Below are 15,716 nucleotides of genomic sequence, written 5' to 3' on the forward strand. Positions count from 1 at the left end.
TTATGTGCATAGAGAGAAAACGATTCCGAGCGTGAAAGGATTTTGGGTGTGTCAGAGCAAAAGAAAGTAACCATAGAGGATGTAGCCAAGCGGGCAGGGGTCGGTATTGCGACTGTCTCCAGGGCTATTAACGATAGCGAGGGTATCAGCCCCAAGACGAAGGCATTTATTTTGCAAGTGATTGAAGAAATGGGCTTTACGCCTAACACTTCAGCTCAGAGTCTAAAGGTGCGGCAGACACGCCAAATTGCGCTGGCTGTACCAGATATCCGGAACGCAATCATTCCAGAGATTGCTTGGTCCGTAGAACAGGCTGCCAAGCAGCACGGTTATCGTGTCGTGCAGATCAATACGGCCGGGAATGCCAGGATGGAGCTTGAAACGGTGCGTGAGGTTAAGAAGCTGCATGTAGACGGGCTCATCATTATGCCGCTGGCGTATCCCAAAATGTTGGTTGATCTGATTAACAAAGCGAACGTTCCTGTGTCTATTATTAACTATGGCAAGAAGCTGGGTGAAGACGTCAAAGCGGATATCGTCAGTCTGGCCCGGCAAGAGGGAAGACTTGTGATGGAGCATTTGCTTAAAATCGGAAGAACGAGAATTGCTTATGCAGGTGCAGCGAAGGACAAAATCGAGGAGAGATACTTCGCTTATGAGCAGTCTCTCCAGCATGTGGACCCTTCACTGGTGTATTTTGGCGATGACTTTTCCTTCGAGACCGGGCTACGGGCAGCCGATTATTTTTACAGCTTGAAAAATATGCCGGATGCGATTTATGCAGTTAATGATATGGTGGCCATAGGAATCGTAAACCGCTTTAAGGATTTGGGTGTAAAAGTACCGCAAGAGGTTGCAGTGGTCGGTATTGATAACAATTTGTGGGCTACGGTAACGACCCCGCAGATCAGCTCAGTTTCTATCATGGGGGAAGAGGTGGCACGCCTGGCTGCGGAACTGCTGCTTAAGCGAATTCAGGAACAGACCGTGGGGGATTATGAGCGTATACAGTTTGAGCCTCGTTTGATTGTCAGGGAATCCAGCGTCTCCGTGATCCGTAAGCCTACGGTTGGGCATGACGAGTAAAGTAAGTCTAGCTCTGAACCCTATTCCGTTATAACCATGGATGAATGGCTGCAGGCGTAATAGATATGGATAGGAGAGTGGATTCATGTCAAAAGGTAGCATGTTCGTTTCTGGAGCTTGTACTACATTATTGCTGGCTGTAATCCTAGGATGTACTCCCCATGCTGACCCTGCGTCGCCGTCTGGAGCAAGCAATGAGGAGCCCAAGCAAAGTGCGGCCAGTGCAACCAGTACGCAGCATACCCAGCAAAGTAAAGAGGAACTTGTACTGTCCTTTTATAAGGATTCATCCCTCAGTGATGAAGCAAAAGTACGTCATATTACGGACCATTTGGCAGGTATCCATTGGGGGAAGATGAACGAAATTAGTGAACATCAAAGCATGGAAATCATTGATTATCTCTATAAACAGCGCGCTTTGGTTCCTTCGGAAAGTTTCCCGAATGTGATCAAGGGCACTGCTGGCTTGGATGGAGCGCTAACTGAAGAATACGATAATCTTATGGAAGATTTGTTTACAAGGGACAAAACTACGATGATCCGAGCATTGGCAAATATGGACAAAACCAACCGCGTACAAGGTATAGGGGGCATCGGGTATGCTCTCAGCTATAGAGACCCGAAGGAAGTCAAGAAAGAGATTAAACAATGGCAGGCAGGACAACAGCTTACTACGGCAGAGAAGGATGTTATTCGTGCTCTGTTCGCCAAGCTGGATAATCCGTACTGATGCTGAATGAGTGATGAGCTTTGCCTCGAAGTATATAAAATGAAAAGCTGCTTCTCTACCCGAGGCAGCTTTTTTGTGCTGTTTGTACATCCCTGCGATTATGATTGGAGGTAATCCTGATCTACACGCAAGCGCTTGATATCACGAATTGGAGGGAGGCCGAACAAACGAGCGTATTCACGACTGAATTGAGAGGGACTCTCGTAGCCTACCTGAAAACCGACATCTGCCGCATCTGCTGATTCAGATAACAACAGGCGACGGGCTTCTTGCAGACGTAATTGTTTTTGATATTGCATTGGGCTCATAGCTGTAACCTCTTTAAAATGACGATGTAGCGACGAAGGACTCATATTAGCCAGTTGGGACAATTCATCAATTCGCAACGGCTTATCATAATCTTGTTTAATTCGCTTTATGACTTCTGCGATCCGGTTTGAATGGCTACCAGTCATGACCAGTTGTTTTAAGGACTCTCCCTGCTTCCCCTGTAAAATCCTATACAATATCTCACGTATAACTAATGGAGCCAACACCGGAATATCCTGCGGTCTTTCCAAAAGACGTACGAGCCTTACCACGGCATCCAACAGTAGGGAGTTGGTTTGACTTACATACAAGCCTCGCCTGGAATCAGGTATTGAGGTAGTAGGAAAAGTAGACTCCTTGATGAGATCCAAAACCTGATACGGATCAAAATTGAGCCGGAAGCACAAATACGGGGCTTCTGCTGAGGCTTGTATCACCTGCCCGGAAATTGGTAAATCTACCGAAACCACAAGGTAGTCGGATGTGCCATAATAATAACTTTCATCTGCGAGTATCACGACTTTTTTCCCCTGAGCCACAATGCATAAGGCGGGTTCATGGACCTGATAAATCGGAACGGTGGTATTCGAACTTCGGACGAAGTGAAGTGAAGGGATATCTGTAGCGTGAACTCCGTCGTGACTTGTAAATTGTTCTATGAGACTGGTCAATTCGGCTTGCTTTTCCGTGGTAGAACTCTCAATTTCGGTTGCTTTCACTATGCCCCTCCCTTTTTTACACCGTAGTAATCTTCACTCTTCAGTGGACAAATTTACTTTGAGATGCGCTTTGTTTTTCGATATGGATTTGAATTCATATTAAGTGTCTTTGGAGGATTAGGCAATAACTTGCTCTGATTCTTCTACCATCTCCAATCACCATCGTCTCATAATAAAGATGTAGAAACAATGCTCAATAAACATGTGAAAAGGGAAAGCATCTACTTCAATAATTTCTTAACTAAAGGAGGAATAAGCATGTTAGATATTAAAGGGAAAGTTGCAGCTATTACAGGAGCAAGCAGTGGAATCGGTGAAGCAACTGCTCGTTTACTTGCTCAACATGGGGCTCATGTTGTATTAGGAGCCAGACGCACAGAACGACTGGAGGCTCTTACCTCCGAAATTCGTTCAAAAGGGGGATCGGCTGATTATATGCAACTGGATGTGACCCAAAGGGAGCAGATGGAAGCGTTCATTAAGTACGCTGAAAAACGGTTTGGACGTGTGGATGTCATTGTGAACAATGCAGGAGTGATGCCTCTTTCAAAATTGGAAGCCCTGAAAGTAGAAGAATGGGACCGCATGATTGATGTTAATATACGAGGCGTTCTGCATGGGATCGCGGCAGGGCTTCCCATCATGAAAAAACAAGGATTTGGTCAGTTTATCAATATTGCTTCTATTGGCGCGTATAGTGTAACGCCGACTGCAGCAGTATACTGCGCAACGAAGTATGCAGTCCGGGCGATTTCTGAGGGGTTGCGTATGGAGGTTGGTGGGGATATTCGTGTAACGCTGGTATCACCGGGAGTAACCGAATCCGAGCTTGCCGACAGTATTTCAGATGAAGAGGCTCGGCAGGGAATGAAAGAATACCGCCGTATTTCGATTTCGCCGGATGCCATTGCTCGTTCCATTGTGTATGCCATGGAGCAGCCTGCGGATGTAGATGTGAATGAAATCATTGTCAGACCCACGGCAAGCACAAATTAACTCCATGCAATAAAATCCGTGGTTCCATCTCTGCATTCAGATTGTTTTGTCCCCTATCCTTCTTTGCCGATGGGGGATTATTTTTATTATAAGATGAGGAAGACCATTATTCACACTATAGAGTCCAAAAAAGATGCGACTTTAACATAATCGGGTTTACTTTTACCAATGTTTGTGTTAAGTTAATTTCGACAAACATCGAAATTAAGACTGGAACCGAAGGGAGACGAACAGGGTGAAAGAGACAACAGAGATGCAGCAAGCTGTAAAAATATATAAAGCACTTGGAGAACCGACTCGTCTCAAGATAGCACTTCTGCTAAAAGAGGAAAGTGATCAATGCTGCTCTGTACTGGGCGAGAAGCTGAACAGTGTAGCGATTTCAACGCTATCACACCATTTGAAGCAAATGGCAGAATCGGGACTGCTCACATACCGCAAAGAGGGGACGTTTATTTATTACAGCTTGGATGTGGAAGCAGCACAGAAATATGCCCCGTTCCTGTTGACATAATTTTTTTTAGTCTTAATTTCGATATTTGTAAAAATACAAAAATATAAAAATACTAAAAGAAAAGAGGCGTTTTTTAAAATGCAGAGCACGTGGAAGGTGTACATTTTGGCCATTGTCAGTTTTTTGGTAGGTACATCTGAGTACATTATCTCAGGTATTTTGGATCAGATTGCGACAACCATGGGGATTACGGTGTCCGCAGCGGGCCAGCTGATTACCGTCTTTTCTCTTGCTTACGCGATAGGCACGCCGATTCTGATGGCAGTAACCGCTAAATGGGACAGACGCAACCTGCTCTTGAGTTCCTTAGGATTATTTGCAGTAGCCAATATGCTCTCCTTTGTCTTGCCAGGTTTTGGGATGTTTATTGCCGCACGTATTCTGATGGCCCTCGGGGCGGGGATGGTCGTGGTTACTGCACTGAGCATTGCTGCAAAAATAGCCCCAGTTGGCAAGCAGGCCAGTTCTATTGCTACAGTCACTATGGGTTTTACAGCCTCGCTGATTATAGGTGTGCCGCTTGGGAGAATGATCTCTTCTGCATATGGCTGGAAAACCGTATTTCTCGGCATCGCTTTAGCGGGGATTATTGCCTTGATCGTTATCGCTATGACAATCCCTCGCTTGAAAGGAGATCAACCGATCCCTTTACTGCAGCAGTTTGCACTTCTGAAAAAGCCTGAAGTTGCCTTGGGATTAGGCATTACCTTTTTTTGGCTAGGAGGTTATTCACTCGCGTATACTTACATCTCACCGTACTTGCTGAATGTATCAGGTGTAGGAGAGGATATGCTAAGCTCAGTATTACTCGCCTTCGGAATTGCCAGTCTAATCGGGTCAAAAATTGGTGGATACAGTGCGGATAAAAAGGGTATACCCTTTACATTATTAGGGGGCATGATGTTGCACGGTATTTCCTTACTCTTACTTCCTTTTGCCGCTCATTCTTTGATGGCAGTATTTGCTTTATTGATTCTATGGTCGTTCGCAGCCTGGACAACCGGACCTACTCAACAATATAACTTGGTCACTCTCGTACCGGAATCTTCCGGTGTGATGCTGAGTCTCAACCAGTCTACTATGCAGCTTGCTATGGCAGCCGGAGCCGGAATTGGCGGTGTAGTTGTTGGTCAGGTTTCGCTGGCCTCCATCCCTTGGTTTGGAGCAGCTAGTGTCGCTATCGCCATGGTAGCTGTATATTTACTTTCACGAAGATCTTCGGTTCACACGGAATTGGGTGTAACAGAATAAAGAATTATAGAAAAATGAGCTCAGCGGTAGATGGCATCGCTGGGCTTGTTTGTTTTGAATGAGCAATCATATGCTCTCTGACAGCAGGAGGGTCTATCCAAACGCAATATCAGTAATTTTGCCGCCTTCTTTAAAACCGACATTTTTATAAACTTGATTGGAAACTGAATTTTTTACATCTGCGTAAAGCATGGGGGTTAGCTGCTCATTTTTTAAAATGGAACATAACCCCGATACAATTGCGCTGGCAAAACCTTTTTTTCGCCAGGTAGGGGGAGTATAAACAGCATTAATACGGCCATGCCTTGGAGAACGATGAGCAATGTTAGCCGTGGACACGGGCATACTATTTACAATCCAAAGATATAAATTCCCTGTCTCAATCGCTGCCTTCGCAGCTGAAATTTGACTAGTCGGATCAACTGAACGGTCTAAAGCATCTTTTGAAAAACCAGCTAGAAGCTGGGCAACTACCTGTACGTCCTCTGAAGTGGCTTGTCGTATGATCCCCTCAACGCCGGAAGGTTTGTTGTATTCAGGACAGAAATAAGATTCCATAACCATATGAGTATGTACCTGAGCAGTATGCCGCTCGGCGTAAGCATGTGCGAAATTCTCGGCTGTTTCGACATCACCACATACACCTGATAGGTTGGTTCCTTCTAAATAATGTAAGAGTTCTTCGATATAGGTTAACTTATGGTTGCCGATGATTTGCTGCGAAATCCATAGCCAAGCCTTATGTCCGGGTGATTGAGCGAAAATCATATTTCCATCAGACGTTTTAAGGCATGTTGATTCTTCTGACTCACATATTCGATGAAGCAAATTATATCGAACCTCATCAATCAAAAATGGATTGTGGTTTAATAGATCATCGAATGGGACAAGCTGCTCAATCATGGCTTTGCCTCCCCAAAAAATGAGGTTTGATCTAATGTACTTGTATATGCTATGAAAATAAACTGCTACGAAGAGCTGTTGTTATATCTACTAGGATTTAAACTTCCGCGCTATAAGCTTCTTATTTTTTTGTCGCCAAATCCATCTTTCGATAAAGTTTTTTTCTTTTCTTTCCTGAAGCGTTTCCTTCATCCCTTTAATGAGAAATTCGGATCTTCGCTTGTCGTTCCTGCTAATTTCACGTAGTTCCTCAATAAATTTATCGTCCATGTCTGCATCTCCGTTAGTTCAGGATTTTCCAAATTACTAAGATAAATTATACAGAACGTATGTTCCTTTTTCAAGTCTGCGTCTACTCTATTCAACACATAACCATTTTTAGATGAATGCTGTGAGGCCCGCGCCAATTGAATAGGGAAGCATATGCTAAAGTTGAAAGGAGGAATTTACATGACTAATAAAGCATACGTATCTCAAACGTATCCACGCCTTACAGTCTACAATGAAGAAAATTTTCGGGGTTCTAGCAGAGTATTCAGAGGAAACCTAGGTATCCGCAACACCGATAATATTCTCGACGGCATCGAAAGTCTGCGTTTCTTTTCTACCAGCAGCAATGCTACACTTGTACTCTTTACTGGCACGCGGTTTAGAGGTAACTTCCGTGTGTATAGAGGCAATCGCAGCATCGCCGACCTGGATGATCTGATTCGCGGGAATGATGTGGAATCTATTATCTCTACCAATCAACGTTTGACGTTGCAGCAAATCCGTAATATCCGCAGTACTGGCAGACTGCCATCCGGCTATCGGATCATCTAACGGTCTTTAGTTTATAAATACGCTATTTTACTAGACTGTTTCAGAAGCTTGCAGGTTTGGGGCTTCTGGAACGGTCTTTGTATGATGGATCTGGAAAATATGAGTAATACTTTAAAAGTAAAGCAAAATCATGGACAAGTCAACAATGTACACTCATGTCGGCGATGAAAACAATCGCATTTTACTTATAATGTGAAATAATACATTTTAAGTGTATGGCATACTTCTTTAAAATGAAATTTAAATTTTAAATATAGTATGGAATGAAGGGAAGTCTTGTCTATGAATTGGTTTAAAAAGTATCCTGTTTTTCAATAGCTTCGTTAACATAAAAAGCAATTTCACAGACCATATGTGCAAGAATGAGGACGAAACAAATACAGCCTCTTGATAGAATGAGACACATCACCTATTAGGAGGCTATATTTATGAACAAAATCCAGCAATTTCATGCACTTCATACTTCAAAGGAACCTTTATTTTTGGGGAATGCTTGGGATTTGCTATCTGCCGTGGCTCTGGAGAAGGCAGGCTTTAAGGCGATAGGTACAACGAGTTGGGGGATTGCCAATACACTTGGGTTTGCAGATGGAGAGCTTATTGATTTTGACCAGCATATAAGCATCATTCGCACTATTGCAGAGCATGTTCAAGTTCCTGTGTCGGCAGATATTGAAGCAGGATATGGGGAGGATGCGGCAACGATTGTCGAGCATGTATTAAGGACAGCCGATGTCGGAGTGGCGGGGATTAATATTGAGGATTCATTAAAACAGCAAAAGGGACTTCGAGAAGTGAGGGCGCACAGTGACCTGCTGTCCAAAATAAGAGCTGCCTTGGATGTTCATGGTTTTAAAGAGTTTTTTATAAATGCAAGAACAGATACATTTTTGCAGATGGAGACTCCACTTTCGGAGACCATAGAAAGGGCCAAAGCGTATGTGGATAGTGGTGCGGATGGAATTTTTGTTCCAGGTTTAAAGAGTGATGAAGAGATCAGAGAGGTTGTATTTCATATACATGCTCCGCTTAATGTTTTATCTTTGCCAGGTCTGACGAATGTCCGCCAGCTTCAGCAGTTAGGAGTCAAACGGTTTAGCTTTGGAAATGCGTTTTCTGATAAGATAATAGTTGCTTTGCAAAAGAATGCGGAACAGTTGATCAACCTTCAAGATACTTCAGTTTTATATGAGGATTTTGCAAAAATCCCATAAGCGACTTCCAATGAACAATATATAGATCGAAATGGTTTAGTTCGTCTATATATTGCACTTCGGAGCGACTGGAATCGAATTGTGCAAAATTATGAACTATGTGAGTATGAACTAGAGAAAGGACGGATTCTTTGATCATGGCTAAACCTAGTCTTTCTTTTGAAGAAATGTGGGAGAAAATTATAGCATGTGATCGTAAATATGACGGGGTGTTTTTTACCGCTGTGAAAACAACCCGTATATATTGCCGACCTTCCTGTCGATCCCGAAAGCCGAAAAAAATCAATGTCGAGTTTTACTTTGATGTGGACACCGTGGAAAAAGCGGGTTTTCGCGCTTGCAAAAGATGCCAGCCTCATACAGATCATTCGCCGTATATCAGGCTTGTCCAGAATGTGATAGCTTTTTTAATCAACCATTATAAAGAAAAACTAGTATTGCAGGATATTGCGGATCATGTTGGAATAAGCACTTTTTATTTGGATCGGATCTTTAAACAAGAAACCTCGGAAACCCCGCGTATGTATTTGGAAAAAATAAGAGTAGATAAGGCAGCTTATCTTCTTAAAAATACAGATCTTACGAATCTTGAAATTTGCTATGAGACAGGCTTCCAAAGTCCCTCCAATTTCTATAAGTCGTTTCGCAGCTTGAACCAATGTTCTCCTAGTGAGTATAGAAATTTGAATAAGGATTAGAAAAGGAAGGTGGATATCCTTGATGAGCAAGTTATACGTATTAAATTATGTATCGCCGATTGGAGAGATAGAGATACGGGGCACCAATGAGGCTGTCTATTCCATTATGTTCTCTAATCGGAATGAGCCTTTAACGATGCTTACAGAAGAAGCTCCAATCCAAGTATTAGAGGAATGCGCCAGCCAGCTTGACGAGTATTTTAAAGGTGAGCGCTTTGAATTTTCGTTTCCTTATGCTTTTGAAGGTACGGACTTCCAGCAAAAAGTATGGAATGCGCTGGTGACCGTGGGTTACGGTACAACGACAGCTTATAAAGATATTGCTCTCGCTATTGGAAACGAAAAAGCAATCCGAGCCGTTGGCAGTGCGAATGGCAAAAATAAGCTGAGCATTGTGATTCCATGTCACCGAATTATCGGATCAAATCAGAAACTAACTGGCTATGCAGGTGGCCTATGGAGAAAAGAATGGTTGCTCCAGCATGAGAAGCGTTGTCTGAGATCATAAGGAGGGTTCATGGATGAGAGAGTCATATTTAAAAGAGTTTAAGCCGGAAAGCTGGGCCAACATGGTTCAGATCTATCAGGAGCGATATGATCAGGTAGATCCGGTGATAAGGGCAAAGGTGGCCAAAAGTAAAATTCCAAAGGAAATTCAGATCGTGCTGCTGCCCGACATGGGCGAGTATTTGCTGACTTGGATGGATCGAAAAATTCCCGCACTTGGTCACGAAACACCGTCGGATTATTTAAAAAGCGAAGAAGGGACCAAGGCACTGAAGGCAGCCATTCTGCGTATGCCGCGTTAAATCAACTGACTCTAGCAGATACATATGAACATTGAACATTGGCTAGAAGTGAAGCCAACTAGGTTTGTCCAAACCCAATAAAGCTGTACAAGGGAGCCGTTGCCCGGCTCCCTTTGGCGATCACAAGCAACCTATGATAAAAGAGTTCTAATTGGCTGAAAGCTCACTCTCCGTCACCCATTTATGATTTTTGACAGGCTCTCCTCCAGTAGTCGGCGTATAGTCTACCATATATACGGTCGTTGGCTCAGCGGAATCTATGATAGCCTTAGCCCCACCCATCCCCTTCATATGATCTGCCGCCAGAATAACTTCTGTGCCAGCTGCATAGGGCTCGCTGCCCGCATCCTTAATCTCTTCATGAATAACCCACTTATGATTATTCACTTTTTCTCCTCCAGTGGTTGGTGTATAGGAGACTGTATAAGCAGTAGTCGTATAAGCACCTACAACCGTGGCCGTAGCGCCCTTCATGCCTGCCATATGATCGGCTTGAATGGTCGCTTGGCTGCCAATTTTGAAGGCTGGGTTTTCAGCTTCTTTTAGTCCAGCAGGAAGCTCACTGGAGGTGGAATGGTTCATATCTGATGCGTCATGCTGTTGACTGCTGCTTGTCGTATGCTCCTGGGCTGGCGTGTTACTGTTCCCGCACCCACTCAAAATAATCATAATTGTACCAGCGAGCAAAGCCCATTGTTTTTTCATATTTATAACTCCTTTTGGATTTTATTCTATATTCAAATATACCCTATAGGGGTATATTTGAAACGGATTTATATGACAAATTGGTGAAGTGATAGCCCGAAGCGACCCCCTTTTAGTTTTGCGGAAGATACGTAATTTAAATGTTGTTGACAGTGAATAAAAAATCATTGTAATATCTACAAAACATATCAAATTACTATGTTTTAAAAGTTTTAAATATTTTAACTCACCAAAACTAGACCATATCAAGGAGCAGGGGGAGACTCAAAATGAAGAAACAATGGATTTCATTTATATTGCTGCTGGGCGTAGTTGTGCTTTTTATTTCAGGCTGTGGCAGCAAGAATACGTCGGACAGCGCTGCGGACGAAGAAAAGAAAACACTGCATATCGGCTTTAATCCCGGTCCATATAGCGATCAGTTTAAGAATGGTGTGGCTCCATATTTGGAGAAGAAGGGGTATAAGATTACATATAAAGAGTTTACAGACGGGGTTCAGCCCAATGTAGCCGTGGCTAATGGAGATATTGATGCCAATGTGTTCCAGCACTCGCTCTATCTGGATTCAATGAATAAGCGGGAGAATATTGATCTGGTTGGTGCTGTGCAAGTTCCGACTCCTCCAATGGGATTGTACTCCAGCAAGCATACCAGCCTTGACGAAATCAGTGCTGGAGCCCAAATCAACCTGCCCAACGAGCCAGTCAATATGCTGCGTGCGCTGAACATTTTGAAGGAAGTAGGTTGGATTACCTTAAAGGACAATATCGATCCATTGCAAACTTCGGTGAACGATATCACCTCTAATCCGCATCATCTGCAATTTGTTGCTACCGACCCGGCACAGGGGCCACGTGCACTGGAGGATGTTGATTTTGCGGCTATACAAGGGAACTTTGCTGTATCGAATGGAATGAAGTTGACCTCGGCATTAAAGCTTGAAAATATGACAGACCCGTTCACAAATGTGGTAGCTGTGGACCGCAAGAATAAGGACAAGCCCTTCGTCAAAGACATTATTGAGGGATATCATTCGGATGAATTCCAAAAGTACATCCAATCGAATCCTGTGTATGAAGGCTACAAGCTGCCAAGCTATTTTAAATAACTGAGGTATTATCTTATGTGGGCTGACTTACCTAGTCTGTATCTTATGGATAGAAGGTGGAGATAAACGTGATTTTTTCATCCTCTGATCTCGTCAAGGCTCTCCCTGACAACTATTTTAGCGCAATTGATGACAAAGTGAATCTGTATAAAAGTAAAGGAATAGATGTAATTAATTTGGCAGCCGGCAACCCAGATCAGCCAACACCACCGCATATCATCAACGCTTTGAAGGAAGCGGTCGATCAACCGATCAATCAGGGCTACCCGCCTTTTCATGGGAAAAGAAGCACGCTGGAGGCTGTCGCTGCGTTCTATCAACGGGAGTATCAAGTGGAGCTGGACCCTGACCGGGAAGTTGCTGTATTCAATGGCTCAGCCATAGGTGTAATGGGGATTCCGCAGGCGTTGCTGAATCCCGGTGATTGGTTGTTGACCACCGATCCCGCATATCCCCAATATTATTCCGCTGCTGCGCTGGCAAGAGCTCGTATTCATACGATTCCTCTGGATGAGAAACATGGATTCTTGCCGGACTATACAACCGTACCTGAAGAAATCGCAAAGCAGGTCAAACTGCTCATGATTAATTATCCGAACAATCCGACAGGAGCGGTAGCTTCCGTAGATTTCCTGACGAAGACACTGGATTATGCTGCTCGGCACCAGTTTCCGGTTATGAATGACTTTGCATATGGTGCTCTTGGATTTGGCGGGCATAAGCCGATTAGTCTATTGCAAATCCCTGGCGGCAAGGAATATGGTGTCGAGACGTATACAGCTTCCAAAACGTATAACATGGCTGGATGGCGCTTTGGCTTTGCGGTTGGAAATGCGTCCGTTATTGGTGCGCTCAAGCATTATCATACGCATGCCTACAGTACTGTTTTTGGCGCGGTACAAGATGCGGGAGCTGTCGCATTGCTGGGCACCCAGGAGCCAGTACGGAAGCTCGCGGCGTTATATGAGCGGCGACGTGATGTTCTCATTGCAGCGTTACGAAATATTGGCTGGGATGTTGCCGCTCCCCAAGGGTCTTTTTTTGCCTGGTTCAAGGTGCCGGAAGGGTATACATCGGCTTCCTTTGCAAACTTTTTATTGGACGAGGCGCAAGTTGCGGTTGCCCCTGGAGAAGGGTTTGGTCGTGCAGGAGCTTCTTATGTGAGGGTCAGCCTGGTGAACAGTGAAGAAAGACTGCTAGAGGCGGTACAGCGCATCGCAGCAACGGGTGTCTTTCAAGCATAAAGAATAAGCTGGAATAAAAGAAATTCATGGAATGAGAGCGCAAATCAAAAACGTTTTTTCTTCGGCTTGCCATACTGGTTAATGAGAGTTCGCAGTTGTTTCCCGGCTTGATTCAGTTCCATATCGTTCAACACATAATCGGTGCTGACTTCCCAGGTGCTGCGGTCATTCAGATGAAAAATAAAGGTGGGGAAACGAGGGCGCAACCATTTGCGGATGGAGGCTCCCTCGAATTCAACTTTAGTGATTGCAGACCACGGGACAGTTCGAATACCGTCGGAAATACTGTGTTCATCAAAGATGAACAGGAAGGTATCCTTACGAAGCGTTCTGTTCAAACAGACCACCAAATAACTACCGAAAAAAGGAAGTCCAATCATAGCAGACGTAATAAAGAAGAAGATTTGCAGAGCAGAGATATCTTCGTCGATAAAAATGAGCAACAGTAAAAACAGACAAATCAGCACAAACATCAAGCTACCAAGGGCTTTCCAAAATGCCAGAGATCTGCGATATACAATTTTATCCACGGAATACCGCCTCGTCGGGTACAAACGCCTGAATGAACTGAGTTATCCGTTCTCTCCAGTCTGATTCAGTCACACTTTCAATGCGCAGACATGGGGTGGCATGCATATCCAGTTCTGTATTTCTTACGATCCACACATCATTCGTTCCTTTAAGAACAAATAGCAGATTTGTAACGGAAGGCCCCTCTTCATCCGTGTCCGTGTATACCATCTGGCTCAAATTATCGAGGCTGCAGTGATTACGATTAAAATCTTCTCGCCAGTCTTGTATCATTTGCTCAGCCGACTCTTGAAGCTTCCACGTTGCCATTTGCTGCATCGTGAAGTTGGATGAGGTTAACTCATTCCACTGTTCTTCTGTCAGATCGACGTATCGGCTGTGTGCATTGAAGTTTGGGGAAAACAGGTCGAATAATTGATCAATGTCGTGATGCCAGTCTTCTGGGGAAGACCAGCGAAAGAAATGGAGTTCATTGTGGCTGGAGAGGTGATACAAAAAACGGCCATTTCCATGGTGTATCGTTAATGTATTTTGCTTGTCCTGTTGCTCCTTGTATCCACGCAACATTTGGCGGCTTTGTACCAGATGAGCTAGCATTTCAACAATGAACGCATCAAATTCAAGCTGCTGTTGCCCGTCATTCTGTTGTTCCATCAAGCCCTTGGATACCAGGCTATGTGTTGCAGCATGAAAAAGCAGTTCCCAGCGATCTTCCGTTAGTTGCCCGTAATAGGATTGGAGCAGACCCGAAGCCATATCCTCTGCACCCAGTGCAGTCAAGGCAAAGCCTAGTTCCTCAAGCGTTAAAATTACCGTTTGTTTGTCCATAGTCAGGCTCCTTCTCTATCTGTTAAGTGTATGTTATTTAAATAGCTTGCTGGCCCAGCGTATCCCTTTTTCGGCGAACTTGGCGACTTTTCCACCTGCCCAGCTTCCCACTGTACCGCCAACGTATGCACCGACGGCTGCACCAACCGGACCGCCGATAGCACCGCCTACGGACCCCAAAACGACAGCACCGCCATAAGTTGCGGCAGTTTTGATCGCTACGTTAGAAGCAGATACAGCCACATCCGTTCCGGTAAGCTTCCCACTTTTCCATTTTCCAGCCAGACTGATGCCCTCGCCCACAATATTCATGGTGGCATTAATAGGGTACAGCTTTTTGGCGATCATGCCGGGAATTTGGCGGGTGGCTATGCCGTAACGTCCTTTTTCCACCCCGGCGATGACGTTGCGCGTCCACTGAGGAAAGCTATTGGCTTTGTTGAATCCAAGGCCGAGCTTACCCATTTGCAGCTTTCCGGCTAAACGGTCAAAGCCCTTTAAGCCTTTCATGACAATACCTGGTTTAGCGAATTGGCGGTTTATGCTTTTGCCCAAATTACGCATAAAAGCATTGTTACCTTTGCCTTTCACCCATGCCGCATTATGTATAACCGCCCGAGTGGGATTTTTCAGACTTTTTTTGAATTCTACTGTTTTGGTGAGCACAAGTGTGGAAGCCAGACCGCTATAGATCGCTGTCCCGGCAAAGCCCAATTGTCCCCGCCATTTATTGGCTTCTGACAGGCTGTTAATGGCTATATCTGCTGGGTCGTTCCCTTTTTTCCCAGAAGTTGCTCCTTCATTGCTCTTAATCTGTCCGCTCTGATCTCCTTGGTTAATCCCTGTGTCTGCTTGGGTATCTGTTTCCTTGAATTTTACTGCAATGGAACGCAGCTCTGTGCTGACAGAACCGACCGTTTGAGTAAAAGCATCCATTTGTCCACGTGCTTTATGAAAATCCTGATAAAAGCGCTGCTGTGTCGTTCCTGCCCAGCTATTCTCTAGCATTTGAATTTGCTGTGACAGTTGTCCGCAAATTTGTGCTCCCAGTTCACGTGCCTGTGCGAACTGCCTGGAAACCGCCTCTAGTTTCTCAGGAGGAACCATAATTTTAGCCATGATGTCCACCTCGGATGATTAAAATAATTACTTAATATTTTAGTGATTCTAGCGGTGGTTAGCAAAAAAAGGAGGGGGTTTTTGTGAAAAATAAGTCATTTGTATGAGTTCATGAGGGGGTATGAGGGA

At 44.3% G+C, this 15,716-nt stretch carries 19 protein-coding genes; 12 read left to right on the forward strand and 7 right to left on the reverse strand.

Features of this window, described 5'->3' with window-relative positions:
* Window positions 1-48 precede the first annotated feature (48 nt).
* Together HFE01_RS12600 and HFE01_RS12605 are read left to right on the forward strand one after the other, a co-directional pair.
* Window positions 49-1,086: a LacI family DNA-binding transcriptional regulator gene (locus tag HFE01_RS12600; RefSeq protein WP_016821824.1), complete on the forward strand. Its 1,038-nt coding sequence runs from the start codon at window positions 49-51 to the stop codon at window positions 1,084-1,086.
* 85 nt (window positions 1,087-1,171) lie between these two features.
* The gene (locus HFE01_RS12605; protein WP_044787742.1) at window positions 1,172-1,816 is read left to right on the forward strand and encodes a hypothetical protein; all 645 of its coding nucleotides are present in this window, start codon (window positions 1,172-1,174) and stop codon (window positions 1,814-1,816) included.
* Window positions 1,817-1,914: 98 nt separating this feature from the next.
* On the opposite strand, the gene HFE01_RS12610 is transcribed toward HFE01_RS12605, so the two are convergent.
* Entirely contained in the window at window positions 1,915-2,844 is a 930-nt protein-coding gene (locus HFE01_RS12610) for an AraC family transcriptional regulator (RefSeq protein WP_044787741.1), read from the reverse strand.
* A 258-nt stretch (window positions 2,845-3,102) separates the two neighbouring features.
* Between HFE01_RS12610 and HFE01_RS12615 the strand changes: the two genes are divergently transcribed.
* The 3 genes from HFE01_RS12615 (at window position 3,103) to HFE01_RS12625 (ending at window position 5,605) form a co-directional block, all read left to right on the forward strand.
* On the forward strand, window positions 3,103-3,840 hold the full coding sequence (locus HFE01_RS12615; RefSeq protein WP_016821821.1) for an SDR family oxidoreductase: 738 nt from the start codon (window positions 3,103-3,105) through the stop codon (window positions 3,838-3,840).
* Between the two features lie 235 nt (window positions 3,841-4,075).
* Window positions 4,076-4,354, forward strand: coding sequence for an ArsR/SmtB family transcription factor (locus tag HFE01_RS12620; protein ID WP_016821820.1), 279 nt, complete (start codon window positions 4,076-4,078; stop codon window positions 4,352-4,354).
* A gap of 78 nt (window positions 4,355-4,432) precedes the next feature.
* Entirely contained in the window at window positions 4,433-5,605 is a 1,173-nt protein-coding gene (locus HFE01_RS12625; protein WP_044787740.1) for an MFS transporter, read from the forward strand.
* A gap of 93 nt (window positions 5,606-5,698) precedes the next feature.
* On the opposite strand, the gene HFE01_RS12630 is transcribed toward HFE01_RS12625, so the two are convergent.
* Both HFE01_RS12630 and HFE01_RS12635 read right to left on the reverse strand, forming a co-directional pair.
* Window positions 5,699-6,508 (reverse strand): GNAT family N-acetyltransferase, encoded by an 810-nt coding sequence (locus tag HFE01_RS12630; RefSeq protein WP_167438678.1) that lies wholly within the window; start codon window positions 6,506-6,508, stop codon window positions 5,699-5,701.
* A gap of 90 nt (window positions 6,509-6,598) precedes the next feature.
* Window positions 6,599-6,778: a hypothetical protein gene (locus HFE01_RS12635; protein WP_013311365.1), complete on the reverse strand. Its 180-nt coding sequence runs from the start codon at window positions 6,776-6,778 to the stop codon at window positions 6,599-6,601.
* A gap of 180 nt (window positions 6,779-6,958) precedes the next feature.
* Between HFE01_RS12635 and HFE01_RS12640 the strand changes: the two genes are divergently transcribed.
* From HFE01_RS12640 to HFE01_RS12660, 5 genes are all read left to right on the forward strand, one after another.
* On the forward strand, window positions 6,959-7,330 hold the full coding sequence (locus HFE01_RS12640) for a hypothetical protein (RefSeq protein ID WP_016821817.1): 372 nt from the start codon (window positions 6,959-6,961) through the stop codon (window positions 7,328-7,330).
* Window positions 7,331-7,758: 428 nt separating this feature from the next.
* Window positions 7,759-8,544 (forward strand): isocitrate lyase/PEP mutase family protein, encoded by a 786-nt coding sequence (locus HFE01_RS12645; protein ID WP_044787737.1) that lies wholly within the window; start codon window positions 7,759-7,761, stop codon window positions 8,542-8,544.
* 137 nt (window positions 8,545-8,681) lie between these two features.
* The gene (locus HFE01_RS12650) at window positions 8,682-9,242 is read left to right on the forward strand and encodes a bifunctional transcriptional activator/DNA repair enzyme AdaA (protein WP_044787754.1); all 561 of its coding nucleotides are present in this window, start codon (window positions 8,682-8,684) and stop codon (window positions 9,240-9,242) included.
* 22 nt (window positions 9,243-9,264) lie between these two features.
* Window positions 9,265-9,750 carry a methylated-DNA--[protein]-cysteine S-methyltransferase gene (locus tag HFE01_RS12655; RefSeq protein WP_044787736.1) on the forward strand — a complete coding sequence of 162 codons (486 nt, stop codon included), beginning with the start codon at window positions 9,265-9,267 and terminating at the stop codon, window positions 9,748-9,750.
* 13 nt (window positions 9,751-9,763) lie between these two features.
* Window positions 9,764-10,051 (forward strand): antitoxin Xre/MbcA/ParS toxin-binding domain-containing protein, encoded by a 288-nt coding sequence (locus tag HFE01_RS12660; protein ID WP_044787734.1) that lies wholly within the window; start codon window positions 9,764-9,766, stop codon window positions 10,049-10,051.
* 147 nt (window positions 10,052-10,198) lie between these two features.
* Here the strand turns inward: HFE01_RS12660 and HFE01_RS12665 are convergent, their stop codons facing one another.
* Complete coding sequence (locus tag HFE01_RS12665; protein ID WP_044787733.1) at window positions 10,199-10,756, reverse strand: YdhK family protein; 558 nt, start codon at window positions 10,754-10,756, stop codon at window positions 10,199-10,201.
* Between the two features lie 269 nt (window positions 10,757-11,025).
* On the opposite strand from HFE01_RS12665, the gene HFE01_RS12670 reads away from it, so the two are divergent.
* Complete coding sequence (locus HFE01_RS12670) at window positions 11,026-11,865, forward strand: MetQ/NlpA family ABC transporter substrate-binding protein (protein ID WP_044787731.1); 840 nt, start codon at window positions 11,026-11,028, stop codon at window positions 11,863-11,865.
* A 68-nt stretch (window positions 11,866-11,933) separates the two neighbouring features.
* Window positions 11,934-13,109: an aminotransferase class I/II-fold pyridoxal phosphate-dependent enzyme gene (locus HFE01_RS12675; protein ID WP_044787729.1), complete on the forward strand. Its 1,176-nt coding sequence runs from the start codon at window positions 11,934-11,936 to the stop codon at window positions 13,107-13,109.
* Window positions 13,110-13,153: 44 nt separating this feature from the next.
* Here the strand turns inward: HFE01_RS12675 and HFE01_RS12680 are convergent, their stop codons facing one another.
* From HFE01_RS12680 to HFE01_RS12690, 3 genes are read right to left on the reverse strand one after another with little or no spacing between them, the layout of a single operon-like run.
* Complete coding sequence (locus HFE01_RS12680) at window positions 13,154-13,639, reverse strand: DUF5381 family protein (protein WP_044787728.1); 486 nt, start codon at window positions 13,637-13,639, stop codon at window positions 13,154-13,156.
* The gene (locus HFE01_RS12685; protein WP_044787727.1) at window positions 13,632-14,468 is read right to left on the reverse strand and encodes a hypothetical protein; all 837 of its coding nucleotides are present in this window, start codon (window positions 14,466-14,468) and stop codon (window positions 13,632-13,634) included. The genes HFE01_RS12680 and HFE01_RS12685 overlap by 8 nt, the downstream gene beginning before the upstream one ends.
* 33 nt (window positions 14,469-14,501) lie before the next feature.
* A complete protein-coding gene (locus tag HFE01_RS12690) occupies window positions 14,502-15,587 on the reverse strand; it encodes a WXG100 family type VII secretion target (protein ID WP_044787725.1) in 1,086 nt (361 codons plus the stop codon).
* Between the last annotated feature and the right edge of the window lie 129 nt (window positions 15,588-15,716).

Source organism: Paenibacillus sp. EKM10P, from assembly GCF_011800655.1.
Taxonomy (GTDB): Bacteria; Bacillota; Bacilli; order Paenibacillales; family Paenibacillaceae; genus Paenibacillus; species Paenibacillus polymyxa.

What these genes read in the sequence shown, in the direction of transcription:
- HFE01_RS12605 (WP_044787742.1), top strand. Translation starts at nt 1,172, where the DNA reads ATGTCAAAAGGTAGCATGTTCGTTTCTGGAGCTTGTACTACATTATTG.
- HFE01_RS12615 (WP_016821821.1), top strand. Translation starts at nt 3,103, where the DNA reads ATGTTAGATATTAAAGGGAAAGTTGCAGCTATTACAGGAGCAAGCAGT.
- HFE01_RS12625 (WP_044787740.1), top strand. Translation starts at nt 4,433, where the DNA reads ATGCAGAGCACGTGGAAGGTGTACATTTTGGCCATTGTCAGTTTTTTG.
- HFE01_RS12630 (WP_167438678.1), bottom strand. Translation starts at nt 6,508, where the DNA reads ATGATTGAGCAGCTTGTCCCATTCGATGATCTATTAAACCACAATCCA.
- HFE01_RS12635 (WP_013311365.1), bottom strand. Translation starts at nt 6,778, where the DNA reads ATGGACGATAAATTTATTGAGGAACTACGTGAAATTAGCAGGAACGAC.
- HFE01_RS12640 (WP_016821817.1), top strand. Translation starts at nt 6,959, where the DNA reads ATGACTAATAAAGCATACGTATCTCAAACGTATCCACGCCTTACAGTC.
- HFE01_RS12645 (WP_044787737.1), top strand. Translation starts at nt 7,759, where the DNA reads ATGAACAAAATCCAGCAATTTCATGCACTTCATACTTCAAAGGAACCT.
- HFE01_RS12650 (WP_044787754.1), top strand. Translation starts at nt 8,682, where the DNA reads ATGGCTAAACCTAGTCTTTCTTTTGAAGAAATGTGGGAGAAAATTATA.
- HFE01_RS12655 (WP_044787736.1), top strand. Translation starts at nt 9,265, where the DNA reads ATGAGCAAGTTATACGTATTAAATTATGTATCGCCGATTGGAGAGATA.
- HFE01_RS12660 (WP_044787734.1), top strand. Translation starts at nt 9,764, where the DNA reads ATGAGAGAGTCATATTTAAAAGAGTTTAAGCCGGAAAGCTGGGCCAAC.
- HFE01_RS12665 (WP_044787733.1), bottom strand. Translation starts at nt 10,756, where the DNA reads ATGAAAAAACAATGGGCTTTGCTCGCTGGTACAATTATGATTATTTTG.
- HFE01_RS12670 (WP_044787731.1), top strand. Translation starts at nt 11,026, where the DNA reads ATGAAGAAACAATGGATTTCATTTATATTGCTGCTGGGCGTAGTTGTG.
- HFE01_RS12685 (WP_044787727.1), bottom strand. Translation starts at nt 14,468, where the DNA reads ATGGACAAACAAACGGTAATTTTAACGCTTGAGGAACTAGGCTTTGCC.
- HFE01_RS12690 (WP_044787725.1), bottom strand. Translation starts at nt 15,587, where the DNA reads ATGGCTAAAATTATGGTTCCTCCTGAGAAACTAGAGGCGGTTTCCAGG.